A 26,788-nucleotide genomic window follows, 5' to 3' on the forward strand; every position below is an offset into this window, starting at 1 on the left:
TTCGCATAGCTGGTGTATAGCACGTTTAAGTTATTTGAATTTTAAATATGTATCAAAAAAGGGCAGCATTTCATTTAAAGCCCTTCCGTCATCTGTCCAAAGTTTATTGCTGTGACTTCCAATATACTCTTCTGCATAATGTGCAACCCCCCGGTTTTCCAGCATTTGACTAAAAATTTTGCAGGAAACAGGGATATGAGTAAATTCTTCATTTCTTCCCCAATCCAATTTTAAGGCTCTGAGCTTCTTTAAATCTTCAACATGATCATCAACCATTCCAATTACCGAATTTTTGTTCCAAAGTTTCAGAACTTCATCTTCAACGATCAGGCTGTCCTTTTCATATCTGTAGGGTAAATCAGCATAAAAAGGTGGTTTGTTAGGGTTGGGGGAATACGTCCGTCCCATAGCGACTAAGGTATTAGGTAAAAATTCGTTCCAGCCTGTGATCAGTTCTTCCCGTGATTTAATTTCCTGAACTCGTTTAAATGCGTTACTTTTTATACCAATATCTTCTACAATAGCTAATGTTGCCGGTGACAAGGAATACACACTGGAAAATACATCAGGGAAAAGCATCCCCATCTTAATTGCCCCCTGTCCCCCCATTGAATGACCGGAAATCCCTCGGCTTTCCCACTCCGGAATAGTCCTGTATTTCTTATCAATAAAATTAACAAGGTCAATTCCAGTGAAATCAGCCCATTTCCCAGTAAATGATGAATTTGTGATATAACTTCCTCTATATAAGGTATGATGATCGGGCATTACTACAATAACCGGCCTGATTTTACTGGTAGCAATAGCTTTGTCAAGCACTTTGTCAAAGTGGGTTCTGGCAATCATCATGCTATCACTCCAGGTAAAGCCGTGTAAATAGTAAATAACCGGATACCTTTGTTTGCCTTTCTCATAACCAGCTGGGAGATAAATGGTAACCCTCCGGGTAGGATTTTCTCCACCTTTATTCTCTAATGATGCTGAATACAGATGGTCGAATACCACTTTACCTTGGGGATATTGTGCATATACCATGTGCCCGAGTAATAAAAGCGTAAACAGTAAACTTGGCATCTTTTTTCTCATGGGAATTGATTTTGTATTTTTCATTTTCATGTGCTACAACAATTATAAATACGCAACTCAACTGCTACCTTTTACATTAAACATTACTATACTTACTCATCCCAGATTGAGGTATACTTTCGCTTAAGCAATATGAAAAGAATATTGTACTGTTTCCAGCAAAGGTTTTAATTTTTTATAGCCTGCTTAATTCAATATCACCCGGTCTGTAAATTTTATATTCAAATACCTTATTTTGTTATAGGACAAATCCTTGCTTCTTTATAAATTGCTAAGAAGCCTACAAATCTTGCCTGATCATGTTGCGAACTTTATTGCTGTTTTTTCACCTGATACTCTTTTGTCTGTTACTTACCTATTGTAAACCTGTTTCTGAACATCAATCCGGAGAATCTGCCGTTTCCACCGACAGCAGTCTGGTAGAAGCCTGGGTTACTTACGGAGACCAGAGTGCCTTACTGGAAAGGCAGAACCAGCCCATCCATTTTCAGCAGGATACTTCTAAAGCTACGCCAGTGATTATGGTAGATGCTTCACAGAAATTTCAGCAGATGGAAGGTTTTGGCGCTTCTCTTACCGGATCATCAGCTTTTGTGATTAACCAGAAACTAAGTTCCAGCCAGCGCAAAGAATTATTGCAGGAACTGTTTACCAGCCAGGGAATTAATCTGAGTTACATCCGCATGACGATTGGCGCTTCCGATTTTTCTCTCAGCAATTATACCTATCACGACATTGATACCAGCCTGAAAGACCCTGAACTGGAAAAGTTTTCCATTGAACCCGACCAGGAAGATGTAGTTCCGGTGCTCAAAGATATATTTGATTTACAGCCTTCCATCAAACTCATGGGTACGCCCTGGAGTCCGCCCAGCTGGATGAAAAGCAGCAAAAACTTTATTGGGGGCAAGCTACTTCCGGAAGCCTATGATGCGTATGCTAGCTATTTTGTAAAATACATTCAGGCATTTGCAAGTGAAGGAATTACCGTAGATGCCGTTACCATTCAAAATGAGCCTCAGTTTGAAGCCAGGTATCCCAGTCTGCTGATGAGTGCGGCTGAGCAAGCGCAGTTTATCAAAAATCACTTAGGTCCTGCCTTCTCTAAAAACAAAATCAACTCCAAAATTGTCGTATACGACCACAACTGGGATACTCCCCAGTATCCGATTGAGATTATGAATGATGCGGAGGCAAAAAAATATGTAGCTGGCTCAGCGTTTCATTGTTATGCCGGAAAAGTGGAAGATATGTCGAAAGTACATGAAGCCCATCCGGATAAGGGATTGTATTTTACAGAATGCTCTGGCGGCGAATGGGCACCTGTTTTCGGAGATAACCTCAAATGGTCGGTGGGCAATTTAATTATTGGTGCTACCCGGAACTGGTCGAAAAATGTATTGCTCTGGAATCTGGCCCTGGATGAAAATCACGGACCTACCAACCGGGGTTGTATGGATTGCCGGGGCGTAGTTACTGTTAATTCAAAAACCGGTGATATTACCAGAAATGTGGAATATTACATTTTAGGTCACGCCAGCAAATTTATAAAACCCGGCGCTTACCGGATTGCATCTACTGAAAAAACCGCAAATGCCCTGCAACATGTAGTTTTTCTTAATCCGGATGGTTCCAGAGCGATGATTGTACTGAATTCCGGTACCACTTATCAGACTTTCCATGTACAGGAACAAGGACGCAGTTTTCCTTTTTCACTCAAAGCCGGAGGAGTTGCTACATTGGTGTGGAGAGGGCTCAAAAGCTAGTGGGCTGATGGTTGAAGGATAAGATATACTGACAACCGAATGTTGTAAGTGAATGTTGAATATCTAACAAGGAACATCCAATTATAAAGGCATATTTCTCGATATTGATTTGATCGATACCTTGCTTTTCTTCAAAATCTTCTGTCACTTAGTAAACCTGCTTTTCTTACTTTCTAAATAATTTTTACAAGTAGATACTTGTGCCAATCCGCCTTATTTTCATAGCTTTCAACTATGAATTACCGATGCTGTACTTTTTTACTATTTCTCCTTTTTTGTTTTTCTACAAGTATTGCACAAAAACAAGCGGTTTCTTCTGCCCAAAGTCAAGATAAATGGCCTGCTTCCCTTTCCTGGTGGAAACCCAATAACCTGCGGGTGATCCAAACGAATTTGCCAGCCTATGAAGCCGCCACCTTGCATCCGGATTCTCTGCTTAAAGACCTCACCGATTTTTCAGCCAATACGCTGATTATTAATGCAGGAGGGATTATGGCTTTTTATCCGACCAAACTTGATTTTCAGTATATCAATCCATATATGAAGCCCAGCATGCTGGGCGATGTGATTAAAAAGTGCCATCAGCAAGGCATCAGGGTAATGGTCAGGTTTGATTTCAGCCGGGTGCACGAAAGTATATTTAAACAACACCCCGACTGGTGTTATATTTCTCCCAAAGGCGAACGGATTATTAATACCGATATGTATGTGGTATCCATTAATGCCCCCTATGTACAAGACCGGGCTTTCCGGATCATTGAAGAAGTAATTGATTTGTATCCGGTAGACGGTATATTTCTGAATATGCCAGGGTATCAGGTAAATAATCCCTACGAAGGCAAATACCACGGCATTGACCAGAATGACTATGACAAAAAACGGTTTGCTGAATACAGCAAAGGTTTGGCATTGCCTGTGGAAGAAAATAAAGCAGATCCTGTTTTTCAGAAATACCAGGAATTTAAAAAATACACAACCAGCGATTGGTCACAGCGGCTGCATAAGCTGGTAAAATCTAAAAATCCGCAGATTGCCATTTGCACCTATATGGATCAGTATGTGGATATTATCCGGCACGAATCACAAACCAATAGTTTGCCTTACTGGCCGTATATGTCGTCGGATAATGTAAGCAATGCGGTAAACTCCTATCCGGAACATGTAATCAGCAATGCGAGTATTCAGCAAATATCTTTTCAATCACGTTATAATGCCGTTGAGCCGGAAGAAACAGCCATCCGTTTGTATGAGAATATGGCCAATGGTTCCGGCCTGGATGTGAGTTTGATGGGCGATTTACGGGGCTATGAAGATGAGCGCAATTTTGAGGTGATAAAAAAAGTGTATGCGCTCCATAAAAAAAATGAGCCCTATTTTGGTAAGTATATATCGGTGGCAAACATAGCCGTGATTGCTCCAGGTACATGGCCAAGCGGAGAAGCCATGCAGGAATACAGGGGCATCCAGCTCATGCTCAAAGAAGCCCATATTCCTTTCGACATTATTGAAGATGCCCAGATAGGAAACCTGCCGGAGAAAATCAAACAATACAAGCTTCTCGTTCTTCCCGAAATCACGTATCTCAATGATAAATCTATACAAGTGTTAAAGCAAGCCAGTCAGCAAGGCACCCATCTGATTGCCACCAACCGGACTTTATTTAATGATGAAAAAGTACTGTTTGAGCTGTTCGGAGCAAAAATCATAAACAAAGATCATGAGGGCAGTGGCTTTTATCTGAATCCGGAGAACAAGGAAGTATTTAAACGGTTTGACAAACAAAAAATGCTTTTCTGGAAGTTTAACCTGGGTTTATACGATTTATCCGCAGCCGATTCCAGATTTCTGCCCATCCTGACCAAAGGAAGACCGGGGCCACCGGAAATTATCGGAGGACATGACCCATCCGGATATTATGCCATGGGCGTAAAAAATCACAACCAAAGCAAATCCGTGATTTTACCTATAAACCTGGGGAAATTATATTACCTGCATGGATACGAGCAACATAAAAACATCTTACTGGACGTGATTGATCACATTTTTCCGGAAGCCACCCAACTCATACAGACCAATGCACCCGCAAGAGTTGAAGTCATTCTTCAAAAGTATATTAAAAACACGCCAAAAAAATTATTGAAAAAATCAGAAGATGGAATGATCCTGCACCTGATTAACCTGACCGGATTCAGCGGCAATACCTATTTTGAGCCATTGCCAGTAAATAACCTTACATTCCGTATAAGGTCCGATATTAGGCCTTCCAAACTATTTTCTATGGTAGCTGAACGCCCTCTTGTATTCACCTGGAAAGATGGATTTCTGGAATTTACAGTAAATACACTAGGTGCTTACGAAGGAATCGTGATTGATAAATAAGGAATGAAATCTCAAAACCGTTTGTCACTTCCTATGCCTGCGGGTTATTAAACACAAAACCGGTTCCTTCTTCACTATCTTCATAATCTATTTCTAGGCCAAGCAGATACATCAGGTGTTTTTTCTCAATAATTACAGGAATATCTTCATGCATGTAGGTATCATCACCGGTTTTAGCTTTGTCAAAACCCAGCAGAAAAGAAGCACCGCTGCAGCCTCCGCCCTTGATACCAATACGCAGCCCATACTCCTGGTGCGATGCTAATTTGTGCTCCATAATAGCTTTTACCTGTACAATAGCTCTGGGAGTAAGCGTAAGCGGTAGAATTTTATTGGTTAAGGAAATCATAAACAAACAGGCTTTATTTTATTTGCAAGGTAAATAGTTTTGTATGCAACGCATAAATTTACTTACATTTGAAACACACATCTTCCTAAATAAATTCTGTTGACCAACAAGGCCATTTATGGAAATAATATTCGCTGATTTCATTAAAATACTGCTCCCTGCTGCCATTGTATTATATGCCATGTTTCTCACGGTGCGGGCTTTTCTCAACAAAGAACTTGAAAGAAAACTAGTGGAAGTAAAATTACGGAGTACAGAAGTAGTGCTGCCGGTGCGCCTGCAGGCCTACGAACGTATGTGCCTATTTCTGGAACGTATTTCACCCAACAATTTGATATTAAGGCTAAACAATGATGTATTTTCTGCCATCGAACTGCATCATGTGCTCTTGTCCGAAATCCGGGAAGAATACAACCACAATGTGTCGCAGCAAGTGTATATGAGCGATGAAGCCTGGAACCAGGTACGCTCTGCCATGGAAGAAATTATTTCCATCATTAACAATGCCGCCGCACAGGTACATGCAGAAGGCCGGAGTATGGATCTGGCAAAAGCTATTTTTGAGATCATTATCCAGCAGGAACTGAATCCGACCAGCAAAGCACTCAGGTTTGTCAAAGATGAAATCCGTCAGAGTTTTTGAGTTGCAGAAGCAAATAATATTTTTTTGTAAGGAATGATAAAGTAAAATCGACAAAATTTTGTATTCCAATGTCTGGCTGGTATATAATGCTAGCCTTCAAAGCATTGGTATCTGAAATGAAACTGGAGTTGTACCTGCTTCAATAAAAAAACCAATCTATTGTATCACAAATCTTTATCGAGCCGTATATAATTCAATCTGTATAAAATAGAGAAGTAAATAAAAAAATATGTATCTTAGTCGGTACATGTATTCCATTTAATTACTCATTTTACCTTTACTACGAAAGCACTTTTTTGCGTTACATACACTGTGTAGTTTGCAGCGTTTATGAAAACAATTCATTATCCTGATCTCTGGTTACGTCTGTTAGGCATCCCATTTCTGGCTGCATTTCTTAGGCATTTTGGTGCTACTGAGTCGCTTTATGAACTTTTTCAGAATAAGGGATACTACATTGACCTCACCTGGAATTTACTGATTGTAACTGCTTTGTGGGAAACAAACCGGTATATTATCCGGCTCATGGACAAACGCTATTCGTGGGTATACCAGCCTATCGAACGTTTTCTGGTGCAGGCTGGCCTGGTGCTGGCTATTTCCTTCATCGAAGTAACCGGACTGGTATACCTGTACAATGATGTGTTGTTAGGCAGGGTCACCATGTTCAATGTGGATGGACTTATGGCACTGGACTTGTCACTTACATTTGTATTTGTGGTTCTGATCAATTTTATCTATACCGGCATGTATCTGGTGCATTATCACTTTCTGGTAATAGAGCGGCTGGTACAGGAAAGAGATGAAGCCATCCGGGTGGCTGAAAAACTTAAACTTGATAGCCTGTATAACGAAAATACCGAAGCCAAGCCCAATCCTTACCAGGAACATCTGATTGTGAATTACGGACATGCTTTTGTACCATTGCTTTCTAATGAAATCGCTTATATTTTCCGGATCAACGAAAAAAGCCACCTTCGCACGTTTGAAGGTAAGGAATATACATCCAACTCATCCCTGGAAAGCCTGGAAACGCTGATGAACCCTTCCTTGTTCTTCCGCATCAATCATCATATGCTGGCACATGTGCGCTCCATCCGCAAGTGTAAAACTGATACCCAGGGGAAACTGGAAGTAGAATTTACCCCTGCTTTTCCACAGGAAGTATTTGTTAGCCGCAGAAAAGCCTCAGAATTTAAAGAATGGCTGGGAAAGAAAATCTAAATCCTGCTATCGCCCTTAAGAATCCTGTTTTAAATTTTCTGTCAGATAGCTAAGTTTACAGCCATAATTTTTGAAAAGGCTTTTTATGGACTATCAGCAGGCAATAGCGTATTTGTATCAACAACTTCCCATGTTTCACCGCATTGGAAAAGCTGCCTACAAAGCCGACCTGCAAAATACGATCGCTCTCTGTGAACACCTGGGCAATCCCCAGCATACATTCCGTTCCATACATGTAGCTGGCACCAATGGAAAAGGCAGTACTTCTCACCTGCTGGCGGCCATTTTACAGGCAGCTGGCTACAAAACCGGCCTGTATACATCGCCCCACCTGAAATCATTTACAGAACGCATCCGCATCAATGGACAGGAAATCTCACAGCACTCAGTTGTCCGGTTTATAGAGCAGCATCAGGATTTTATTGAAAAGATTCAGCCTTCATTTTTTGAATTAACAGTTGGGATGGCTTTTCATGAATTTTCCTCCCAGCAGGTTGATGTAGCCATAATTGAAGTTGGTCTGGGCGGACGGTTAGATTCAACCAATGTGATCCTGCCTCAGCTTTCGGTAATTACCAATATCAGTTTTGACCATCAGGATATTCTGGGAGATACCCTGCCACAGATCGCTTTTGAAAAAGCGGGTATTATCAAACCAGATATTCCGGTTATTATTAGTGAATACCAGCCGGAAACAGCCTCTGTTTTTATAGAAAAAGCCCGCCAGGAGAATTCACCTGTTTATTTTGCTGACGAAACATTCAAGATTGAATATACCGGGCATAGTGATGAATATTTGTGGGTGAACGTGTGGAGAAAAGGGGAGTTATACTTGAAAGAACTGGCTTGCGGACTTATGGGAGAATACCAGCTAAAGAATCTGGCCGGTGTATGTCAAGCAGCCGAACAACTCCAACAGCTGGGGTATTATCTTTCTGAACAGTCCATTCGGGATGGAATAGCACAGGTAACTACCCTGACAGGTTTGAAAGGCAGGTGGCAGAAACTTCAAATAAATCCACTCATAATTTGTGATACAGGCCATAACGAAGCAGGTATCCGGGAAGTAGTGCTGAATATCCGGAAGCAACCGTTCGAAAAATTATTCATAGTTTTGGGTGTGGTAAAAGACAAAGACTTGTCCCACATACTGCCTTTACTACCCACAGAGGCGTATTATTTCTTCTGCCAGGCAAACATTCCCAGGGCATTGCCGGCACATTTACTTCAGATGCAAGCTTTGGCGTTTGGCCTCAGTGGAGAAAGTATTCCCGATGTAAACCAGGCCATTCAGGCTGCAAAAGCTAAAGCTAATCCACAGGATATGATTTTCATCGGAGGCAGCACCTTTGTAGTCGCAGAAATAGAAGAGCTATGATAAATGAATCGTCAATATAAATTAATCAATCCTACTGACAACCACTGCCCAATAACCATAACCGATAACCCATCTTTCCCAATTACGTACATACCTGCATTCACATGGCAAGACAAAAATTGATACGATTTCAGGAAAACACCGAAAAACATAACCTACTGGAACCCGGCAAACCCATTTATGAATCCATAAAAGGCCAGTGGCATTCTCTGTATTTTAAAAACAATAACCCCATCGTGCTCGAACTGGCCTGTGGCCGGGGAGAATATACGACCGGACTTGCCTTGCAGATTCCTTCCAGAAACTATGTAGGCATAGATGTAAAAGGTGACCGTTTGTGGAAAGGCGCTGTGGTTGCTGAAAGCCAGGGTTCAACCAATGTTGTTTTCCTGCGGACACAAATACAGTTGCTGGAAAATTTCTTTGCCCCAGGTGAAGCCGCTGAAATATGGATTACCTTCCCTGACCCCAGGAAAAAGGACCGTCATGCCAAGCGAAGGCTGACCCATCCCAGGTTTCTAAACATTTATAAAAATATTATTGGCCCAAACCAGCCTGTTCACCTGAAAACAGATAACACAGATCTGTTTGAATACACCCTGGAAGTGTTAAAGGAATTTCCGGTGAAAGATTTGGCATATACCCATGATCTCTATCATTCGGACCTGACCAGGTATCATTACGGCATAAAAACCCGTTTTGAGCAGAAATATGCAGACAATGGGCAGAACATTCATTATCTGCAATTTAAATTCTTAGAAACCTAACCTAATCTAATTATGAGTATTGTAAATAAACCAGCTTTTCGAATATCTGTAGGATTAGTAGTTGCAGCCGTTCTGGTAGCAGCAGCCCGAAGAAAAAAACACGCTCCATTGGCCGTTGCCCCTTATGTTGATTTAAACAAATATGTAGGAGAATGGTATGAAATAGCCAGATTGCCTGCTTCTTTTGAAAAAGATTGTTATGCTACTAAAGCCAGATATACCCTGCAAGCAGATGGAAGTGTAAAAGTGGAAAATTCCTGCCATAAAGGCGGTGTGGAAGGAAAAGTCAAGCAAACAACCGGTAAAGCAATGGTAGTAGATCCTGTAACCAATGCGAAACTGAAAGTTCAGTTTTTCTGGCCTTTTTCGGGAGATTACTGGATTCTGGAAGTGGGTCCGGATTATGAGTATGCAGTAGTAGGAGAACCTTCCCGTGAATACTTATGGATTCTCAGCCGCCAGCCGGTGTTAGATAAAGTAGTACTCAACAGCTTGCTGCAACGGGCAAAAGCCAAAGGATTTGATACTAGTCAGCTGATCTTCACCAGACATTAATCATAAATACTATTGCCTGAATTCTTTTCAATAGAGATAAGTCATATACTTATCTCTATTTTTTTACTCTACTCAAAAGCTATTAGCTGACAATCCTCTTCTACCTTACAACTTATACTTTTTCAAAATGAGTATTGTGTATTTCAATACATAGATTTAATTGATTTACAGTATACTTCTACCAACTATTTACGAACCACCAACAACGATTTAGGAGTATAATACATAACCCATATTATTTTGTAATTATCCCGTATAAACTGCCTATTACTTCTTTGAACATCCAGAGAAATATCTATATATTTACCTTCCGGCATTATGTCAGCAGTCATGAAATTTCATACCATGCTTATTAGCCTAAAGCTGTACAAGCTGCCTTTAATCCAAACTTTACCTAATTTTTAGCGATATGAAGAGGTTTTTATTCCCTCTGTTTTTTTTGTCTTTGCTGAATCTACTGAGCAGTTGTGAGCAGAACGAAAAGTCAACGGCTGATACAGTATCTTCCGGAAAAGACTGGCCGGAGTACTTAGGCGGCCCGGACCGTAATCATTATTCTACCCTCACACAGATCACGACAGGAAATGTAAGTCAACTCAAATTAGCCTGGCAATACCATACCAAAGATTCTGGGCAGATCCAGTGTAATCCCATTATTGTAGATGGGCGGTTGTATGCCATGACGGCAACAACACAACCATTTGCGATTGAAGCGGCTACCGGGAAAGAAATCTGGAAATGGCAGGATACAGCCAAAACCAATGGCCTCAGCACCAGCCGGGGCGTTACCTACTGGGAAAAAGGAACTGACAAACGCATATTATTCACCCGTGGACACTGGTTATATGCAATCGATGCGATTACCGGCAAAGCGGTATTATCATTTGGAGAACAAGGGCGTACCAGTTTAAAAGCCGGATTAGGCGAAGCGGCTAAGGATAAATTTGTAATCTCTAACACCCCAGGCACTGTGTTTGAAGACCTAATCATCATGCCCATGCGTTTGTCGGAAGGTGCTGATGCCGCTCCCGGACATGTACAGGCATTTAACATCGAAACCGGAAAACTGGCCTGGGTATTTCATACCATTCCTCAGCCGGGAGAACTTGGTTATGATACCTGGCCGGCAGAAACCTATAAGAATCCGGAAGTAGGCGCTGCCAATAACTGGTCTGGCATGTCGATAGACCGGAACCGGGGCATTGTGTATGTTCCCACTGGTTCGGCAGCGTTTGATTTTTACGGCGGAAACCGCAAAGGAGAAAACCTGTTTGCCAATTGTTTGCTTGCTTTGGAAGCCAGAACTGGCAAACGTATCTGGCATTATCAGTTTGTCCACCACGATATACTCGACCGTGATCCCCCTGCCCCACCTAACCTGCTCACTGTTACCCATAACGGCAAAAAAATCGATGCGGTAGCCCAGGTAACCAAACAGGGTTATGTGTTTGTATTTGACAGGGAAAATGGAACGCCTTTATTTCCCATACAGGAAGTACCCATGCCTGCTTCAGATATTCCGGGAGAGGAAGCCTGGCCTACCCAGCCCATTCCTACCAAACCGGCTCCCTATGCCCGGCAGACACTCACAGAAAAAGATATTAGTCCATATGCAGAAAACAGAGATACATTAATTGCAGCGGTGAAAAAAAGCCGTTCAGAAGGACCCTTTACTCCCTTAAGTAAACAAGGTACGATTATCTTCCCTGGCCTGGATGGAGGGGCAGAATGGGGAGGATCGGCTGTAGACCCTGATGGCATTATCTATATTAACAGCAATGAGATGGCCTGGATCATCAATCTCAATACCAAAGAATCTGATGATAAACTGGCTCAGTTAACGCCAGGGCAACGCTTGTATACTACCAATTGTTCGTCTTGTCATGGGGCTGAACGCAAAGGAAATGCAGAGAGCGGCTTCCCTGCGCTGGTAGATGTAAGAACCCGCCGGAGCCGCGAATATGTACAAACAGTAATTACACAAGGCAAAGGCATGATGCCAGGTTTTGCGCGTTTATCGGCCCAGGAAAAACAGTCGCTCATGGCTTTTTTATTTGGAGATGAAGAACAGGACCGCGAGCCAGAAGAAGCACAAAAGAAAGAACCCGGATTAAGTAAAGCTGAACAGGCAAAATCAGGCGTACCTTACAAAATTTCAGGTTATACCAAGTTTCTGGATAAAAAAGGATATCCGGCTGTTGCACCTCCCTGGGGAACCTTAAATGCCATAGACCTGAATACTGGTGAATATGTCTGGAAAACAGTTCTGGGTGAACATCCGAAACTAACGGCAGAAGGCATACCCCCCACTGGTACAGAGAGTTATGGCGGACCAGTGGTAACCGCAGGAGGTGTATTATTTATTGCCGGTACGCTGGATGCCAAACTGAGGGCCTTCGACAAAAAAACAGGGAAACTACTCTGGGAAACGCCACTTCCTGCAGCCGGTTTTGCTACCCCTAGTACCTATGAGGTAAATGGGAAACAGTATATTGTAGTAGCCTGCGGAGGCACCAAACTAGGCGCTCCCAAAGGAGAAAGTTATGTAGCTTTTGCCTTGCCGTAATGTTAAGAGTTTTATCTGTGTGTGGGTTGATGGTAATTTGATTAAAGGCAAAAGTGAGTATCTAAGAGATGAAGGGATACGAAAAAGTTTATTCTTATGTTTGGTATGATGGAGTAAGAAGTGGAGTGGCTGATTTTAATGGTCAACCTTACTATTTCGAATCCCAATGGGAAGATCTGAATAATCTAGGACCTGACAGCTTTAAGCTAAGCCCTATATCAAAAGATTTACTTTCTATTGTCATTGAAGATTGGCGATTATGGAAGAAGTTAGAACAAGCATATAAACAAGGCCTGGTTTCTCAGCATACACATCCTTTCTTACAAGCCGATGCATTAGAGGGTAAAAAGCTCGACCAGTTATTGAAAGATGGGTTAAAAATTGATGAGACCAATCATGTGAAGGCCAGAGCAGACTTTGAAGTGGCAAAAGGACAAGAATTTGTATCAAGTGGAATTGATTTTATAGTTAAATGGATAATAATTAAGGAAGAATAACTATCACCAATAACCGATAAGCCAATAACTAGTCCTTTTAAGGCTCTATTTTTCACTTAAGGCACCAATATGACTTAAGGCCTGATATATTGAAAGCTAAGTATATTGTATTCACATCTGTATATGTGTAATAGAAAAGTAAAAGGCACCCAAAGTATATGCTTCGGGTGCCTTTTTTAATTTAACATTATTTAAAATTTATAAGGATTCATTAAAAGTATCCCCCTGGTCAATGTCGCCGGATTGAAAGCCTTTTTTGAACCATAACATCCGTTGCTGGGAAGTGCCATGCGTAAAAGCATCGGGTACTACATAGCCTTGAGAGCGTTGCTGAATACGGTCGTCGCCAACGGCACTGGCTGCATTCAACGCCTCTTCTACATCACCGGATTCCAGGATTTGTTTGGATTTCTGGGCATGATGCGCCCATACACCTGCCAGAAAATCTGCCTGTAATTCCAGCCGCACCGATAGATCATTGGCCTGGCTTTTACTGCCTCCTTGTTGCATCTGGCGTACTTTTTCGGCGATCCCTAATTGCTGCTGAATATGATGGCCTACTTCATGGGCAATTACATAGGCCATTGCAAAATCTCCCGGCGCCTCAAACCGGCTTTGCAGTTCGTCATAAAAACTTAAATCGATGTATACTTTTTCATCCAGGGGGCAGTAAAAAGGACCGGATGCTGCCGTGGCTGTACCACAACCAGACTGATCGGTGCCAGAAAATAAGACCAGTTTTGGCTCCTGGTAATCGCGGTTGAGCTGCTCCTGAAAAATCTTGTTCCAGATATCTTCTGTATCCTGTAATACTACACCCACAAACTGTGCCCTGGAATCCTGCTCGGCATCAGTTTCCTGACTGGCAGGGGGCTGGTTTTGTGTAGAAGTAATATCGCTCAGGTCGCCACCGCCAAAAAAGAAACTTAAAAGAGCTATAATTATTCCGCCAATGCCTCCACCAACTGCTAACTTACCACCCATTCCCCGGCGGTCCTCTACGTTGCCACTTTGTTGTCTACCTATCCATTTCATGTGAGTATCTGTTTAAATTTGAGGTTTATATGTTCTGGATAATATACTCAAAATGCAGCAAAATAGTTAGTATAATATTTTACTTTACGGAAATTCGCAATATGTTATTTATTCAATTCACAGATATAACATATAAATTATACAGAAAAATTTCCTCAGGGTTTGTTTGCCTTATAGTAAAATTTAATACATTTAACTTAATCCTGACACTAAACTTTATAGCTTTAATTTACAATACACTTTAACTGAAAAAGTATATATGGCCGACGTATATACAAAAATTGATGAAGGGCAAGTAAAAGAACAGGATGACAATTAAATTCTTCTCTGTTGCTCAAAAACAATAAAATATCATTTTCATGAAAGAGATACAACTGATTTTCCGCTTTCTGCTCGGAGGCGGCTGGTGGACTATATGGTACGGATTATTTTACCTGATCGTAATCACCGGGAATTTTATCTTTTTTAATGAAATCTACGACTGGACGAAAAAAGGCCAGAGTGGACCTGCAGGCGGGGCTCTATTTATGAGCCTGGTTTCTATGGGTGGCCTTCCCCTTCTGGCGTTTTTTTGCTTACACCTGCTGTTTGCCTTTTTCCGGAGCGCTAACTCAGCTGTATATCTGGTAATCTTCGGGGTGATTGTATGTATTGCCCTACTGGTATGGATGATTGCAGGAGCAGCCAGTATTGCAGAAGCCAGATATACTGCCTTTGTGTGGTATTATATTGCCTTGTTTGTATTTATTTTCATTAACCTGGCTTTACTTTGGATTTCAAGGCAAAAAAGTGAACTGGGTTCTGTTATTCCTTTTCTGCCGTGAGAAAATATAGTATACTCTATTTACTCTTGTAAGCTTGCAGGCATTGATAGATCTCCATTTGATTTTTCTGGATATAATCGAAGAAATTTAAAAATGACTCGGATTGATATATTTCTGCAATTTTTGCCTCTATCTGATTTCCGTAATCAGCTGTATTGTCTTTATCAGTAAAGTTTAGGCCAGGATTCTGGTTTAAATAATGAATGCCTATGCCTGGATAAGTCGATCCATGAAAGTTAATTTTAACAACATCAATTTCAATACACAGGCTTCTTATTTCAGTATTCTTTCTCAATTCATGAACTAACCAATGCATAATTGAATATTTCAATTCATCATGTGCCGTAACCATTCCCATCACCTGATTTAGAAATTCACTATCCAGCAGAAGTTGGTATCCTTTCATGGGTTGAATAGAATTTCTTATTACAATGCTTCAAATTTTTTGAACACGATTGACTACCGGCTGAGCAAACCGGCATCGATTACCAGTTGAGAACCAGTCATATAGCGGCCACCTTCGGAGACTAAGTACAGGACAGCTCTTGCCACATCCTCAGGCTCTACCCACGGCACATCCAGCAGATTACCAGCCGAACGTTCGGCAATTGCCTGTGGCGTAGTGCCTTCCAGAAAGGCGAGTCCATCGTTCATGGGCGTATTTACGCCAGTCGGATGAATAGAATTTACCCGGATATTAAATACGGCCAGCTCAATGGCCCAGGATTTGGTTAAGCCTACCAATCCCCATTTAGAAGCGGCATAATGGCTCAGCCTGCCCATCCCCCGCATTCCGGCAATCGAGGAGTTGTTAATAATGCTTCCATTCTTTTGTTTGATCATTAATGGAATGATTCGTCGGGCTACCATCCAGGCGCCTTTCAGATTAATATCCATCATGGCATCCCAGGAATCTTCATCTAATTCATGGGCCAGACCATAGGCACAAATGCCGGCATTGTTGAATAAAATATCAATCCTTCCAAAAGCGAACTGAGCCTGTTCTACAGCCTGTACAATATCTGCATCCTGCCGTACATCCCCCTTATGGATTAAACAAATCACTCCTGATTGTTCACATTCCCCTTTCAGGCTTTGCAACTCATCTTCTGACCCCATTTCATAACCAGGATATTCCATTCTTCTGGCAATGTCAAAGGCTATTATATGTACCCCTTCCCTGGCCAAAGCTAAGGCGGTGGCTCGTCCCTGTCCATGGGCAGCGCCGGTTATAAAAGCTACTTTATCTTTAAGGTATTCAGACATATATGCTGGTGGGTTTAATGAAACAAATCTGGTTTCTGGTAGTAGCTGTCACTACCGGAAACATAAACTTATGTAGAAAGAATGTGGGGAACAAGCAAATGAATGGCTTTATACTGTTCTGGTAAGGGTAGAGGTATAGGGGTATAAATATTCGTCTATTTCTACTTCCAGCACATTGTTGAAAATATTCGTGGCGATCATTTGTCCGGCGAAAGCAACCAGAATTACTATCTGTGGTTTGGAATATAATTGTTCTATCTGACGGTATAGTTCATCAGGCACCTGGCCGGTTTGCTGGGCAATTGTACTGCCAAAATCAAGCAGGAGTTGTTCCTGTGGAGTAAGTTGCAGTTCTTCCGGATTTTCACCGGCATCCATAATAATCTTGCGAAAAAATGTCGTGCATAAAGGGCAGTTGCTGGCATGAGAAATGGCATGGGCATATAGATAAGCCATTCGTCCGCCCAGGATTTTCTTTACTTCCTCATACAATGGATACCACTGCATATACACTTCAAAAGCCACCAGCGAATGGCCCAAGGTGGCTTTCATATTGGTGATTCTGGCAGTATACTCTTTTACATGCTTTTCAAAAGCCGCTTTAGTATCCGGAGGTACCTGGGAAATATTTACTGGATGTATTCTTGGCATAGCTTTTTAGGTTGGTTAGTAAATACATAAACTATATTTTGTAGCAGAAGTGAATATTCTACCATCCATCGCTGTTGGATAGTATCTCTGCTGTAAAGCATGTATAAAACTAACAAACCTTCCCGAAATAAATAATTCTTTTTGTTTGTTTTATCTAACCTGCTTCCTAGCTTTTATCCTTCACACAGCGGAAACCTGTATGGGAAAGCCCGGTATCCGGACTGCTTTTCATGCGGGCAGAAACTCGGTAAGAGCTGCAATAGGAATCGTGGCATAGGAATGAACCACCCCGCTGCACTCTTTTAGGAACAGTAGGTTCCTCAGGGTCATAACTGCTGGCTGGGCCTTTGGGATTCTTCACGCCTTCCGGCTTATTAGTGGTCTGATAGTAATCATGGCGGTAAAAGTCGCTGCACCATTCCCATACATTTCCGGCCATATCGAACAAGCCATAGCCATTGGGAGCAAATGATTTTACCGGAGCGGCTCCATAAAACTGGTCTTTCAGGGTATTCTGGTCCGGGAAACGGCCTTGCCAGGTATTGGCTTTGATCTTGCCTTTTTCAATGTGTTCATTACCCCAGGGATATACTTCATTCTGTAATCCTCCTCTGGCCGCCCATTCCCACTCTGCTTCGGTCGGCAAGCGTTTACCAGCCCATTTTGCATAGGCTACGGCATCGTCCCAGGATACATGTACCACCGGATGGTTTTCTTTGCCTTTAATACTGCTGTTGGGTCCTTCCGGATGTTTCCAGTCGGCTCCGGCTACCCATTTCCACCACTGAGAATAATCGTTTAATGCTACTTGTTGCACCGGGGCAGAAAAGACCAGAGAGCTGGCCACCAGTACATCATCTGAGGGTTTGGGTGTTCCAGGAGGCAATTGCTTCTTAATCTCTTCCCAGTCTGGTTTGCGTTCTGCAGTGGAAACATAGCCGGTAGCTTTTACAAAAGCAGCAAACTGGGCATTAGTTACTTCATGGGTATCCATCCAGAAACCCTCTACTGATACTTTATGTTTAGGAAACTCATCTTTGCGGGATTCCTGGTTATCTGCTCCCATCTGAAAGGTACCTGCCGGAATTAAGACCATCCCTGTTGTAGCCATTTCTTCGCTAACCTCACTTACTGTTTCTATGGTAGCTTTGCTGTTGGTTTGCTGCACAGCGAACCGATCCGGAATATTGCTATGGCAAGACAGGCTGTCGTTGGTTGCATTGGATATAAGAGAAGACGAATCAGCTTTTTCAACATCAGCTGTAGTATTTTCCTGTGATGATTGGCAAGAATTAAACACAAGACTCATTCCCAACATCAGTGAAACTAGAATTAAATAAGATTTTGCTTCAGGCAAGAAAATAGTAATTCTTCCGGAAAACTTCACCGGAAGATTGGTTATAGATTGGGTTGTTGATTCAATATTTTTCATTACAAAATAAATAAACACTAAATTACTCATTTGTGGAAGCAGTTTTAGCCTTCCGTTCCAGGTATTTTTTCTTATGACTTTCGTCGGCAGCCATACGTTGCACCAGTGCCTTGGGAGTAGGCTCTATCGTAGCCACATATTTTTGCATAGAAGCCAGGAGTTCTTTAGCTTTTGCGGGATTTGTTTTTAGTAAATTAGTCTGCTCCCCTACATCTTGTTTCAGGTTAAACAGCAAGGTATCATGCGGAGCCAGGTCTTTCACACCTAGTATACCTTTGTTTCCAGGATACGGAAACTTAATTTTCCAGTCGCCTTTGCGGTATGCCTGAATCTGGCCATTGAAATAATACAGCAACTCATCTCCTTTGCGTTTGCCGGTTCCGGTCAGTACGGGTGTGATGTCTTCTCCGTCCAGTGGATTTTTAGGCCTGTAATTAGTGGCACCAGCTATCTTGAGGAAAGTCGGAAAAAAATCAAAATGAGTAGCCAGGTTGTCATATACCGTTCCCGCTTTAATTTTTCCAGGCCATGCAGCTACGGTTGGCACTCTCATTCCCCCTTCAAATGTAGTCTGTTTTCCCTCCCTTAATGGACCGGGCGAACCGCCTTCTACATCAAATGCCAGCCAGGGACCATTATCGCTTGTAAAAATGATCAGTGTATTTTCTTCGAGGCCATTTTTCTGTAACGCTTGCAGTACTTGCCCTACACTCCAGTCTAGTTCCTCAATTACATCGCCATACAAGCCTCTTTTAGATTTACCCTCAAACTCAGGAGATGCATAAATCGGCACATGGGGCATAGAATGAGCCAGATACAGAAAGAAAGGCTTACTCTTATTTTTATTGATGAATTTAACAGCTTCTTCTGTATACACTTTCGTTGTATACCGCTGATCTACCGGATATTCGGCTACTTCATTGCCCCGGATGTACGCCGTTCCCATCATGTCGTTGCTATAAGGAATACCGAAATATTCATCGAAGCCATTTTGTAAGGGAAGAAATTGTTTGTGATGCCCCAGGTGCCATTTTCCAACTATACTCGTAGTATAGCCTTGTTCTTTGAGCGCTTCGGCCATGGTTACTTCAGCGGCGGGAATACCTGTAAAGCTTTCCGGAAAAAATACCCCATCAATTCCCATTCTTCTGGGATACCGGCCAGTTAACAAGCCTGCCCTGGTCGGACTGCAAACCGGAGAAGGGGTATAGAATCCGGTAAACTTGATTCCTTTTTTTGCAATTCCGTCAATATGAGGGGTACGGATGTCGGTAGCACCAAAAGCGCCAATATCTCCATAGCCGAGATCGTCAGCCATAATCAGCACAATATTAGGTTTAGATGCAGCTGCAAGTACGTTTTCTTCTTTCCTGGGAAGAAAAGCCGTGAGGGCTCCGGTAATTAATATGACTATTAGTATAGCCAGAATAGTTCTGGGTTTCATAAGGTTTAAGGTGTGTTATTTTAATATTGTAATGAAAGTAAATATTTATTTCCGCTTCACATTGCGCCGTCCTTACTTTCTTTGTCATTGCTACAAAGAAAGTAAACAATTCAACATCTAGAATTCTCGAGGCGAGAGCCGAAGAGAACCAACGTAGTTGTCAATGCTTCCTCGCTCAGGGCTAACGCAATGCCCGCTGTTTTTTCGGGCCATCACGCATGGAATTTTGTTTTATATTTTTATTTATTGAGTTAGGTTATTTAGGTCTTCAGGCTAAACAGAATGCTATTACAGCTATTTCCAATTACTCATTGTGTTAGAAATTATACTCTTCTAATCATTAATTTTTGATTATCTAATTTATTCCGCTAGCTCGCTGCCTTTTTTGTTGGATTTGACAAGGGGATAGAGTACCTGGGAATACCAGGGATCATCCGCATAGTCTTCCAGGCCATATTGTTCTGGGTATTTACGGGTGATTTTAGCAGTGCCGAATATCACATCCCACAGGAAAAACATATTGCCATAATTTCCATGGTAATGCCCTACCCCATCCCGTTCGTGGGCGGCATGGTGGGCATGGTGGGTAGCAGGTGTAGAGATGGTCCGTTCCATTACCCAGGCAATCGGGTGTAGCCATTTGATGTCATAAAAAGGTTTGTCCCATTTGATGCTTGAATGCGCCATCATTGTGATGAGGCCTTTAATCCCTCTGGCAAACAAAGCCGGCACTCCTAAGCCCAAAAATACCAGGGTGGTCGTTACATAGGTTTGCGGAAACAAAATAGTATAGAAAAATCCTTGCCGGCTGGCCATAGCCATGCCCATATACGGGGCAGAATGGTGGGTACGGTGGAATTTCCATAGCCATGGCACTTCATGGTGCAGGCGGTGATACCAGTACTGGGTAAGGTCGTCGGCAATACAAATGATAATGAATCCCCACCAGAAAGGCACCCAGGTAAATATATTTTTGAATTCAGGCAACACTTTAGGAAGTAGTTGCAAGGCAAAATAAGATACGAGCACAGGCACGATCAGTTTCCCGAACAGGATACTGGCCAGGTCAACGAGTTTGTCATTGGTTTTCCATTTTTTGTACAGGCCAAATGAAAATTCCAGGATACCTACCGTAAATAAGATAGCAGTTAAACCCCAGGTATTCAGGTTTTTAAAAACAAGTGTAATGAAATCCATAATGGCTAATAAGGTTTAAGCGAATAATGATAATAAAAATTGGATGATTTGAATCGAATGTGGATTCCGGCTTCTTAATTATCCACCACTTGTAATTGTTCTTTTGGCGCAGCTGCGGCAGAAGGTTCATCCTGAAATTTCTTAGCAATAAGCAAGAGTGCGCATACAGTAAGTACCGGAATCAGGTACAAAGCCAGGGTAACTAATACCTTTTTAAACAGAATGATAAAGTCTTTGCCAGCGATTGTATTCATGGGTATAACAGTTAAATAGTTAGTTTTTTTCAAAACATGGAAGCCAGAGAACAGTAAAAATTAATTTTTTATGCTCCGGCTTCCAGTTTTAGCCTATATCGGGAAGAAGTATTTTTCACCGTTTACTTCTATTGTAGAATTTGTCCGGTGAGGCCAGGTGGGCGTTTGCAGTTTACTTTCCCAGGTTTTTAAATCAGCCAGCAATTCTTTTACTTTTTCCGGATGTTCGGCACACAAATCTTTGGTTTCGGAGCGATCTTTGGCCAGGTTGAAAAGCAGTTGTTTGCCGTTACGTTCATTGATATACAGCTTGTAATCTCCTTTGCGGATGGCTTTTGAATAGCCACTGCGCCAGTACAACGTTTCATGCGGAGCTCCTTGTTTCTGGTTGTTGAGGAAGGGCAATAAATTTACGCCATCATATTCCCGGTCTGTGGGCAGTTTTACTCCAGCGGCAGCCGCAACGGTAGGGAAAATATCCAGGTTACTTACCGGCAACGTATACTCTTTACCAGCCGTGATTTTACCGGGATACTTGATAAAATAGGGTACCGAATAGCCTCCTTCAAAATGGGAAAGTTTTCCTCCTCTCAAGGGTGCATTATCAGTGCCTCTGGTATACGTAGCACCGCCATTATCGCTGGTGAAAACAATGATGGTATTCTTGTCAAGCCCTAAATCTTTCAGTTTCTGGTGAATCCGGCCAACGGCATTATCCAGACCTGTGATCATGCCATAATATACCCGTTTGGTAGAATCACTCACATTCGGATATTTGTCAAAGTCGCTTTGTTTGGCCTGGAAAGGATCGTGAGGTGCATTAAAGGGCAGATACAAAAAGAACGGATTGGTTTTATTCTGCTCAATATAAGCAATGGCTTCATCAGCAAATTTGTCTGTCAGGTATTGTTTTTCATCTACATCCTGGTTGTTTCGCACCAGCCGGTTGGAGCCATTCCGGTGCCAGGCAGCCGATTCACTCAATGCCCAGGGTAAATGTTTATCCACTACCGAAGGATCGGATTCTGGAGAGTATAAGGTTAAGCCGCTGTAAAAGCCATAATGATAATCAAAACCACGTTGCTGCGGATAAAAACCTTCTGTTTCGCCCACATGCCATTTGCCAATAATAGCTGTTTTATACCCGTTTTGTTTCAATAGTTTGGCCAGAGAAATTTCAGATTCTGGTAAGCCTTTCCCAATTTTATTGAAAGCTTCTTCATCAATTCCCGGCTCTCGTGATGAGCCGACCTTTGCTTGAAAAGCCAGTAATTTCTGCATTTGTTCCGGAGAAGGTTTTTGACCTGTATTTTGCGGTACCAGAAACTCAAAACCAAAGCGCTGCTGGTACCGGCCTGTCAATAAACCGGCTCTGGATGGGCTGCAAATAGGTGCAGAAGAATAGGCCTGTGTAAAGCGGATTCCTTCTTTACCAAGTGCATCAATATTGGGCGTTTGAACAATTTTATTCCCATAGGAAGCCAGGTCGGTATAACCCAGGTCATCGGCCAGGATTACTACAATATTAGGTTTGGTTGCTGCCTGTATACTGGCAGGAAGGCTTTTCTTACCAGGAGTTTTATCCTTGTATGTAAAAGCAGTAATCAGGAAAACAGCAAGGGTTACCGCCAGACTTAGTGCGGCAAATAGGGCATCCTTTCGTTTTTTATGAAATTTCATAGAGTCGTTTGGTTATAGGATTGAGGGTTACTGGCCTAAGAAATTGCCTTCTACTAGCCACTGCGATAAATGAACTGGTACATATCCGGAAGCGTAATCCTTTTTCACTTCCAGATATTCCAGGTACTGGGAAACTTTATTGAAAGCAAGGGTGAGATCGTCGATAATATCGATACTGTCTGCTGCCGTGGTGCGGATAGAAAGCGTAGTTTCATTATCAGCGTGCGGGGTGCAATTTCAATCACCAGGGTATCAGTAGCATCCAGCAATTGCACAAATACTTCTGTTGCTGCATCACTTATAGATAATACCAGCAGAAAATGATTGTCTTTGAGCCTGGTAGCTTTTTTTACAAATGGATGAAGCTGCAGAAAATGCAGGATATCATTGGATTGTGTAGAAGGACGTATATGTGTTGATTTGATCAGTGTCATGCGTGTAAAATATGAATGGTTAATAAAAAGGAATAAAGAATTACTTACAGAAATGAGTTCTGGCAAGCGCAACATCGAAATTCCGATTCTAGAAGCATTACATTTTTACCCATGGAATTAGCTGGTTGAAGTGTTGTTGTTAATTGTTACGCTGACTGACTACAGCCCAATCCTGTACGCCTGCTTTTTGTGTCCAGGCAGTATAAAGACCAATCAGTTCGTTCAGTTTTTCAGGATTTGTCTGGCTTACATCGTTGAGTTCGGTGCGGTCAGCTTCAATGTCGAATAAGCGCCAGCGGTTTTCAGGATAACTGGACACAATTTTCCATTTGCCTTGCCGTACTGCCCGGTTTCCCTGGTGTTCCCAATACAATACTTCATGTCCGGCCCAGGGCTTGCCTTCCAGCACATTCCGCAGGGAAATTCCTTCGGCAGGAGTGATAACATTTCCTTTTACAGTTTTAGGATATTTCGCACCAGCCAGGTCAAAAATGGTTGCTTGTACATCTATCAAATGGGCAGGCTGATTATTGATAGAGCCCCCTTTGATCACACCTGGCAAATAGGCGATAAATGGACTGCTGATGCCGCCTTCATGTTCCCAGTGTTTAAAAGACTGAAAAGGTGTATTACTGGCATTGGCCCAGTTGTATTCATAGGTCACAAAAGACTGCGGATGGTCGGCTGGCAAGTTTTTCACCTGTTTGGTTACTTCAGGCGTTTGTTTCCAGAGTGGAAAGGCATATTCGTGACTTGCCCCATTATCCGACATAAACAACACCAGTGTATTCTGATCCGCACCAATTTCTTTGAGTTTATCCAGAATGCGGCCCACGTTCTGATCTACCCTATCAACCATGGCAGCAAAAACCGCCATCTTCAAATCCCAGGCATTTTGTTCCGAAGCCCGTAACTGGTTCCAGGCTGGCACCAGCGAATCTCTGGGCGAAAGCTTCCATTCCGGTTTGATGATGCCCAGTTTCAGCAGTTTCTGATACCGTTCCGAACGGATTACATCCCAGCCTTTTTTGTATTTGCCCCGGTACTTTTCTATATCTTCCGGCAATGCCTGCAAAGGAAAATGAGGCGCTGTATAGGTAACATGCAGGTAAAATGGTTTCTTTTCTGCTTTGGCTTCATCCAGGAATTTCAGGGCATAATCGGTGAATTCATTGGTGAGGTAATAGCCGTCTGGTTTTGCTTCCGTTAAGTAGTTATCCAGTTTTTGCCCATTCAGAATGAAATAATCATGTTCGCGCAATTTGAAAGGATGCGGATAAAAATAATTGCTGGTTCCTCCGATCAGGCTGAAAGTACGGTCGAAGCCTCTGGCAGAAGGCCACTGATCTGGCTCATTACCAATATGCCACTTTCCCGACAAAGCTGTAAAATAACCTTGTGTTTTCAGTCCTTCGGCAATGGTAATGCTGTTTTTACTCAAATACCCTTGGTAAGCCGGTGATCCCAGATTCAAATTCATACTCCCTACTCCTGCCTGATGCGGATACAAGCCGGTGAGCAGCGCCGCCCGGCTGGGGCAGCAGCGGGAAGTATTATAGAACTGCGTCAGCCGCAAACCGCCTTGTGCCAGCTTATCTAAATTGGGTGTATTAATTTCAGAACCATAGCAGCCAATATCCGAAAACCCCAGGTCGTCTACCAAAATGACTACAAAATTAGGTTTGGCAGGTTTTGCTTTTCTAATACCTTCTCTCTGCGGCACCGACTGGATAAAAACGGTACTCACCAGCAATAAGGCAATAATCAAGATTTTAGGTTTATACATGATGCGGAATATATCGGGGTTATATTTTTTTCGTTACCAACTTTTTAAATCATTATCCAATGACAATTGACTATTTATCCCACCACAATCTGGGTTCCTGGTAATTGGAAGCACCTGGCAATTGTTTGTTTAGTGATTGCTCATTCTGCGGATAAGGAAATCTTCTGGGAATTTGTCCGTTGGGATTTAAGCTGTGCGTTGCATTTACAGCCAGAGGAACTTCCGGATAGCCAGTTCGGCGGTAATCAATCCAGGGTTCAACCTGCAAAAACAGCGCAATATATTTCTGGGTAATTACTGTTTTTAAATCCTGCTGGAAATCGCCGGTCAACATAGCTTTTGCTGCCAGATAAGCTGCCCTTTTTTCAGCCGTAGCATTTGGGTCAGAAGCATTGGTAATTACTTTATTGAAAGAAGCAGTAATAGCTTCGTTTAAGGCAATCTGCGCTTTTGGATCAGTTTGATTCAGAATTAATCTGGCTTCTGCTTCAATAAACTTTGCTTCAGGATAGGTAATAAACGCCACCGGGGATGTAGCCGACCCATAATAAGAACCGATCAGCGAAAAGGCGCCAGGAATACCGGCAATTCCTCCCTGGTATTTGCCAGATTGCAAAGCCGTAGCAAAATAAGCCCTGCGTGGATCAACCAGACTGGCGGCATCTTTGGTACTCGGGTCAGTTACTTCATTGCCATTCAGCAGGTTTACAAAAGAAGCACCAAGCCCTACCCAACCTGGACGAGAGGTATTCTGCTGGTAGAAAGGATTCGCATTTGTCTGAGCGGCACCAAATACCACCTGTACATCTCCGGCATTAGAAGAAATCCCTCTGTATTTTCCGTCCGGTCCTCCTTCATATAGGTAAGATAAGGCTTTGGTAGCCGCTTCGGTAGGATTTACTTTACTTAAGTGTAAGGCATGTCTGGCTTTTAAAGTCCAGGCGGCTGCCAGCCAGTTTTGAACATTTCCTTTGAATATTAAATCATCAGAACCGGGAGGCGCCGTGATGAATGAACCCGCAGGCTGACTTAAATCGGTAATAGCTGAATCCAGAATAGCCTGGATACCTTCGTACACCTGCTGTTGTGAATCGTAAGCAGGTGCTGTATTGGCACTTCCTTTTAAAGACTGGCTAAACGGTACATCTCCGAAAGAATCGGTTAAGGTACCATAGGTGAAAGCAGTCAGCACTCTGGCAATTCCTGTGTAATAGGGTGCATTAGCAGCTTTGCTTTTTTCGATGATGATATTTAACTCATTTAAATTATTGGTGTAAAAGTTCACCCAAAACCCATTAAACCGGCCAGGAATGGAAGTATAATTATCATTAGAGGTAGCATCTCCGTTAGAACCGGCTGTCTGTTGTACAACAGTTGCAGCTAATAAGCCAGCATCCAGGCCTAAATTATAAGCAAGTGTACCTTGTGCACCAGTCAATATCACGCTTAAAGGAGCATCTGCAGGCGCATTCGGATTTTCATTCACTTCCTGAAGCTCGCAGGAGGAAATGACCAACATCATCAGGGCAAGAACAACTATATAGATAGGAAATAATTTCGTTTTCATGAGAATTG

The 26,788-nt window shown here is 42.4% G+C and carries 24 protein-coding genes; 10 read left to right on the forward strand and 14 right to left on the reverse strand.

Annotated features, from left to right (window positions below; translation table 11 throughout):
- Window positions 1-30 precede the first annotated feature (30 nt).
- Complete coding sequence (locus tag GXP67_RS02260) at window positions 31-1,116, reverse strand: alpha/beta hydrolase (RefSeq protein ID WP_232064882.1); 1,086 nt, start codon at window positions 1,114-1,116, stop codon at window positions 31-33.
- Between the two features lie 269 nt (window positions 1,117-1,385).
- On the opposite strand from GXP67_RS02260, the gene GXP67_RS02265 reads away from it, so the two are divergent.
- Both GXP67_RS02265 and GXP67_RS02270 read left to right on the forward strand, forming a co-directional pair.
- Window positions 1,386-2,852, forward strand: coding sequence for a glycoside hydrolase family 30 protein (locus tag GXP67_RS02265; protein WP_162441650.1), 1,467 nt, complete (start codon window positions 1,386-1,388; stop codon window positions 2,850-2,852).
- A 234-nt stretch (window positions 2,853-3,086) separates the two neighbouring features.
- The gene (locus GXP67_RS02270) at window positions 3,087-5,231 is read left to right on the forward strand and encodes an alpha-amylase family protein (protein WP_162441651.1); all 2,145 of its coding nucleotides are present in this window, start codon (window positions 3,087-3,089) and stop codon (window positions 5,229-5,231) included.
- A gap of 31 nt (window positions 5,232-5,262) precedes the next feature.
- Here the strand turns inward: GXP67_RS02270 and GXP67_RS02275 are convergent, their stop codons facing one another.
- Window positions 5,263-5,580 carry a HesB/IscA family protein gene (locus GXP67_RS02275; protein ID WP_162441652.1) on the reverse strand — a complete coding sequence of 106 codons (318 nt, stop codon included), beginning with the start codon at window positions 5,578-5,580 and terminating at the stop codon, window positions 5,263-5,265.
- A gap of 118 nt (window positions 5,581-5,698) precedes the next feature.
- Here GXP67_RS02275 and GXP67_RS02280 point away from each other — a divergent pair, with 118 nt between their 5' ends.
- The 7 genes from GXP67_RS02280 to GXP67_RS02310 all read left to right on the forward strand — a co-directional run bounded on the left by GXP67_RS02280 (window position 5,699) and on the right by GXP67_RS02310 (window position 13,210).
- Complete coding sequence (locus tag GXP67_RS02280; RefSeq protein ID WP_162441653.1) at window positions 5,699-6,223, forward strand: DUF7935 family protein; 525 nt, start codon at window positions 5,699-5,701, stop codon at window positions 6,221-6,223.
- 330 nt (window positions 6,224-6,553) lie between these two features.
- Window positions 6,554-7,447, forward strand: coding sequence for a LytR/AlgR family response regulator transcription factor (locus GXP67_RS02285; RefSeq protein ID WP_162441654.1), 894 nt, complete (start codon window positions 6,554-6,556; stop codon window positions 7,445-7,447).
- Window positions 7,448-7,517: 70 nt separating this feature from the next.
- Entirely contained in the window at window positions 7,518-8,825 is a 1,308-nt protein-coding gene (locus GXP67_RS02290) for a bifunctional folylpolyglutamate synthase/dihydrofolate synthase (protein ID WP_317170098.1), read from the forward strand.
- A 104-nt stretch (window positions 8,826-8,929) separates the two neighbouring features.
- Window positions 8,930-9,592, forward strand: a complete 663-nt coding sequence (gene trmB / locus GXP67_RS02295; RefSeq protein WP_162441655.1) for a tRNA (guanosine(46)-N7)-methyltransferase TrmB — start codon at window positions 8,930-8,932, stop codon at window positions 9,590-9,592.
- A 12-nt stretch (window positions 9,593-9,604) separates the two neighbouring features.
- Window positions 9,605-10,147 (forward strand): lipocalin family protein, encoded by a 543-nt coding sequence (locus GXP67_RS02300; RefSeq protein ID WP_162441656.1) that lies wholly within the window; start codon window positions 9,605-9,607, stop codon window positions 10,145-10,147.
- 409 nt (window positions 10,148-10,556) lie between these two features.
- Window positions 10,557-12,713 carry an outer membrane protein assembly factor BamB family protein gene (locus GXP67_RS02305; RefSeq protein ID WP_162441657.1) on the forward strand — a complete coding sequence of 719 codons (2,157 nt, stop codon included), beginning with the start codon at window positions 10,557-10,559 and terminating at the stop codon, window positions 12,711-12,713.
- A 68-nt stretch (window positions 12,714-12,781) separates the two neighbouring features.
- The gene (locus tag GXP67_RS02310) at window positions 12,782-13,210 is read left to right on the forward strand and encodes a hypothetical protein (protein ID WP_162441658.1); all 429 of its coding nucleotides are present in this window, start codon (window positions 12,782-12,784) and stop codon (window positions 13,208-13,210) included.
- 198 nt (window positions 13,211-13,408) lie between these two features.
- On the opposite strand, the gene ypfJ is transcribed toward GXP67_RS02310, so the two are convergent.
- The gene (gene ypfJ, locus GXP67_RS02315) at window positions 13,409-14,245 is read right to left on the reverse strand and encodes a KPN_02809 family neutral zinc metallopeptidase (protein ID WP_162441659.1); all 837 of its coding nucleotides are present in this window, start codon (window positions 14,243-14,245) and stop codon (window positions 13,409-13,411) included.
- 359 nt (window positions 14,246-14,604) lie between these two features.
- Between ypfJ and GXP67_RS02320 the strand changes: the two genes are divergently transcribed.
- Window positions 14,605-15,069: a hypothetical protein gene (locus GXP67_RS02320; protein ID WP_162441660.1), complete on the forward strand. Its 465-nt coding sequence runs from the start codon at window positions 14,605-14,607 to the stop codon at window positions 15,067-15,069.
- Window positions 15,070-15,085: 16 nt separating this feature from the next.
- Here GXP67_RS02320 and GXP67_RS02325 read toward each other — a convergent pair whose 3' ends face one another.
- The 11 genes from GXP67_RS02325 to GXP67_RS02375 form a co-directional block, all read right to left on the reverse strand.
- On the reverse strand, window positions 15,086-15,475 hold the full coding sequence (locus GXP67_RS02325) for a hypothetical protein (protein WP_162441661.1): 390 nt from the start codon (window positions 15,473-15,475) through the stop codon (window positions 15,086-15,088).
- Window positions 15,476-15,528: 53 nt separating this feature from the next.
- Complete coding sequence (locus GXP67_RS02330) at window positions 15,529-16,335, reverse strand: mycofactocin-coupled SDR family oxidoreductase (RefSeq protein WP_162441662.1); 807 nt, start codon at window positions 16,333-16,335, stop codon at window positions 15,529-15,531.
- Between the two features lie 108 nt (window positions 16,336-16,443).
- Window positions 16,444-16,986 (reverse strand): carboxymuconolactone decarboxylase family protein, encoded by a 543-nt coding sequence (locus GXP67_RS02335; protein ID WP_162441663.1) that lies wholly within the window; start codon window positions 16,984-16,986, stop codon window positions 16,444-16,446.
- 166 nt (window positions 16,987-17,152) lie between these two features.
- Window positions 17,153-18,448 carry a formylglycine-generating enzyme family protein gene (locus tag GXP67_RS02340; RefSeq protein WP_232064883.1) on the reverse strand — a complete coding sequence of 432 codons (1,296 nt, stop codon included), beginning with the start codon at window positions 18,446-18,448 and terminating at the stop codon, window positions 17,153-17,155.
- Window positions 18,441-19,862 carry a sulfatase family protein gene (locus GXP67_RS02345; protein ID WP_162441664.1) on the reverse strand — a complete coding sequence of 474 codons (1,422 nt, stop codon included), beginning with the start codon at window positions 19,860-19,862 and terminating at the stop codon, window positions 18,441-18,443. The genes GXP67_RS02340 and GXP67_RS02345 overlap by 8 nt, the downstream gene beginning before the upstream one ends.
- A 360-nt stretch (window positions 19,863-20,222) precedes the next feature.
- Complete coding sequence (locus GXP67_RS02350; protein WP_162441665.1) at window positions 20,223-21,059, reverse strand: sterol desaturase family protein; 837 nt, start codon at window positions 21,057-21,059, stop codon at window positions 20,223-20,225.
- Between the two features lie 74 nt (window positions 21,060-21,133).
- Window positions 21,134-21,313, reverse strand: a complete 180-nt coding sequence (locus GXP67_RS02355) for a hypothetical protein (RefSeq protein ID WP_162441666.1) — start codon at window positions 21,311-21,313, stop codon at window positions 21,134-21,136.
- A 93-nt stretch (window positions 21,314-21,406) separates the two neighbouring features.
- Window positions 21,407-22,993, reverse strand: a complete 1,587-nt coding sequence (locus GXP67_RS02360) for a sulfatase (RefSeq protein WP_162441667.1) — start codon at window positions 22,991-22,993, stop codon at window positions 21,407-21,409.
- A gap of 104 nt (window positions 22,994-23,097) precedes the next feature.
- Window positions 23,098-23,427, reverse strand: a complete 330-nt coding sequence (locus tag GXP67_RS02365) for a hypothetical protein (protein WP_162441668.1) — start codon at window positions 23,425-23,427, stop codon at window positions 23,098-23,100.
- Between the two features lie 139 nt (window positions 23,428-23,566).
- Window positions 23,567-25,213, reverse strand: a complete 1,647-nt coding sequence (locus tag GXP67_RS02370) for an arylsulfatase (protein ID WP_162441669.1) — start codon at window positions 25,211-25,213, stop codon at window positions 23,567-23,569.
- 70 nt (window positions 25,214-25,283) lie between these two features.
- On the reverse strand, window positions 25,284-26,780 hold the full coding sequence (locus tag GXP67_RS02375; protein ID WP_162441670.1) for a SusD/RagB family nutrient-binding outer membrane lipoprotein: 1,497 nt from the start codon (window positions 26,778-26,780) through the stop codon (window positions 25,284-25,286).
- Between the last annotated feature and the right edge of the window lie 8 nt (window positions 26,781-26,788).

Origin of the sequence: Rhodocytophaga rosea (assembly GCF_010119975.1) — a bacterium.
In the GTDB taxonomy this organism is placed as follows: domain Bacteria; phylum Bacteroidota; class Bacteroidia; order Cytophagales; family 172606-1; genus Rhodocytophaga; species Rhodocytophaga rosea.

Bases quoted from the DNA above. Each gene is read 5' to 3' on its own strand.
- GXP67_RS02260 (WP_232064882.1), bottom strand. From the start codon at position 1,116: ATGAAAATGAAAAATACAAAATCAATTCCCATGAGAAAAAAGATGCCA.
- GXP67_RS02265 (WP_162441650.1), top strand. From the start codon at position 1,386: ATGTTGCGAACTTTATTGCTGTTTTTTCACCTGATACTCTTTTGTCTG.
- GXP67_RS02270 (WP_162441651.1), top strand. From the start codon at position 3,087: ATGAATTACCGATGCTGTACTTTTTTACTATTTCTCCTTTTTTGTTTT.
- GXP67_RS02275 (WP_162441652.1), bottom strand. From the start codon at position 5,580: ATGATTTCCTTAACCAATAAAATTCTACCGCTTACGCTTACTCCCAGA.
- GXP67_RS02280 (WP_162441653.1), top strand. From the start codon at position 5,699: ATGGAAATAATATTCGCTGATTTCATTAAAATACTGCTCCCTGCTGCC.
- GXP67_RS02285 (WP_162441654.1), top strand. From the start codon at position 6,554: ATGAAAACAATTCATTATCCTGATCTCTGGTTACGTCTGTTAGGCATC.
- trmB (WP_162441655.1), top strand. From the start codon at position 8,930: ATGGCAAGACAAAAATTGATACGATTTCAGGAAAACACCGAAAAACAT.
- GXP67_RS02300 (WP_162441656.1), top strand. From the start codon at position 9,605: ATGAGTATTGTAAATAAACCAGCTTTTCGAATATCTGTAGGATTAGTA.
- GXP67_RS02305 (WP_162441657.1), top strand. From the start codon at position 10,557: ATGAAGAGGTTTTTATTCCCTCTGTTTTTTTTGTCTTTGCTGAATCTA.
- GXP67_RS02310 (WP_162441658.1), top strand. From the start codon at position 12,782: ATGAAGGGATACGAAAAAGTTTATTCTTATGTTTGGTATGATGGAGTA.
- ypfJ (WP_162441659.1), bottom strand. From the start codon at position 14,245: ATGAAATGGATAGGTAGACAACAAAGTGGCAACGTAGAGGACCGCCGG.
- GXP67_RS02320 (WP_162441660.1), top strand. From the start codon at position 14,605: ATGAAAGAGATACAACTGATTTTCCGCTTTCTGCTCGGAGGCGGCTGG.
- GXP67_RS02325 (WP_162441661.1), bottom strand. From the start codon at position 15,475: ATGAAAGGATACCAACTTCTGCTGGATAGTGAATTTCTAAATCAGGTG.
- GXP67_RS02330 (WP_162441662.1), bottom strand. From the start codon at position 16,335: ATGTCTGAATACCTTAAAGATAAAGTAGCTTTTATAACCGGCGCTGCC.
- GXP67_RS02335 (WP_162441663.1), bottom strand. From the start codon at position 16,986: ATGCCAAGAATACATCCAGTAAATATTTCCCAGGTACCTCCGGATACT.
- GXP67_RS02340 (WP_232064883.1), bottom strand. From the start codon at position 18,448: ATGAGTAATTTAGTGTTTATTTATTTTGTAATGAAAAATATTGAATCA.
- GXP67_RS02345 (WP_162441664.1), bottom strand. From the start codon at position 19,862: ATGAAACCCAGAACTATTCTGGCTATACTAATAGTCATATTAATTACC.
- GXP67_RS02350 (WP_162441665.1), bottom strand. From the start codon at position 21,059: ATGGATTTCATTACACTTGTTTTTAAAAACCTGAATACCTGGGGTTTA.
- GXP67_RS02355 (WP_162441666.1), bottom strand. From the start codon at position 21,313: ATGAATACAATCGCTGGCAAAGACTTTATCATTCTGTTTAAAAAGGTA.
- GXP67_RS02360 (WP_162441667.1), bottom strand. From the start codon at position 22,993: ATGAAATTTCATAAAAAACGAAAGGATGCCCTATTTGCCGCACTAAGT.
- GXP67_RS02365 (WP_162441668.1), bottom strand. From the start codon at position 23,427: ATGACACTGATCAAATCAACACATATACGTCCTTCTACACAATCCAAT.
- GXP67_RS02370 (WP_162441669.1), bottom strand. From the start codon at position 25,213: ATGTATAAACCTAAAATCTTGATTATTGCCTTATTGCTGGTGAGTACC.
- GXP67_RS02375 (WP_162441670.1), bottom strand. From the start codon at position 26,780: ATGAAAACGAAATTATTTCCTATCTATATAGTTGTTCTTGCCCTGATG.